The following is a 1,189-nucleotide window of genomic DNA, read 5'->3' on the forward strand; positions in this document are numbered from 1 at the left end:
GGTTGATAGGCCAGATATGGAAGCCGGGTGACCGGTGGAGTTGACTGGTACTAATAGGCCGAGGGCTTGTCCTCAGTTGCTCGCGTCCACTGTGTGGTTCCCGGGTTGCGAACAGTCGCACCGGTGAATCAGTTCCACTTACTTAATTGAAGAGTGTGCTTGTTCGCTAGAACCCGATAGGGTTTCGGTGGTCATCGCGTCAGGGAAACGCCCGGTTACATTCCGAACCCGGAAGCTAAGCCTTTCAGCGCCGATGGTACTGCAGGGGGGACCCTGTGGGAGAGTAGGACGCCGCCGAACAATCTTTGGAGGACCCTTGGTCCCAGCGTGCATGCTGGGACCAGGGGTCCTTTTTGTTTTGCTGAGGCCGCATCGGTGCACCCGATGCGGGAGAATGACTGTAGTGCTTGAAGACAGGAGTCATGCCGATGTCCACCAACTCACCCGACGACCGGTCCGACCGCGAGCCGCGGCGCCGGGACGGCGGCGACCGGCGGGACGGCGGCGACCGGCGAGACTTCCGCGGCTCCGGACCGCGTCGCGACGGTGACCGTGGTGGTTTCCGCCGTGACGACCGCCGTGACGACCGCCGCGATGACCGGTCCCGTGGCCCGCGTCGTGACGATGACCGTGGTGGCCGCCCCGGTGGCTATGGGCGGTCGGACGATCGGCGTGATGACCGAGGCGGCCGGCCCGGCGGCGGCTACAGCCGGCCGGACGACCGGCCCCGTGGGCCGCGTCGCGACGACCGCGCCGGCGGCCCCCACCAGGGTGGGTTCCGTCGCGACGACCGCCGTGATGACCGTGGCGGTCTCCGCAGGGATGACGACCGCGGTGGTTTCCGCCGTGACGACCGTCGGGACGACCGTGGCGGTTTCCGGCGCGACGACCGTCGTGATGCCGGGCGTGGTGATCGTCGTGATGACCGTGGTGGTTTCCGGCGTGACGATCGGCGTGATGAGCGTCGTGACGACCGCGGTGGTCGTCCTGGTGGCGGTTACGAGCGTCGTGACGACCGGCCGTCGTACCGGCGCGATGACCACCGTGACGAACGGCGCGACGACCGTGGCGGTCTCCGCAGGGATGACGACCGCGGTGGTTTCCGTCGGGACGATCGCCGGGACGACCGTGGCGGTTTCCGGCGCGACGACCGTCGTGATGCCGGGCGTGGTGATCGTCGTGATGACCG

Annotated in this window: 1 rRNA gene and 1 pseudogene; both read left to right on the forward strand. The window is 67.6% G+C overall.

What is annotated here, in order from left to right:
• Positions 1-183: 183 nt before the first annotated feature.
• Positions 184-300 (forward strand): 5S ribosomal RNA (gene rrf, locus ABZU99_RS33920).
• A gap of 246 nt (positions 301-546) precedes the next feature.
• Positions 547-1,189 (forward strand): annotated as a pseudogene (locus ABZU99_RS33925) (hypothetical protein); the annotation flags it as partial.

The sequence above is a fragment of the Streptomyces sp. NPDC005266 genome, assembly GCF_040607655.1.
In the GTDB taxonomy this organism is placed as follows: Bacteria; Actinomycetota; Actinomycetes; order Streptomycetales; family Streptomycetaceae; genus Streptomyces.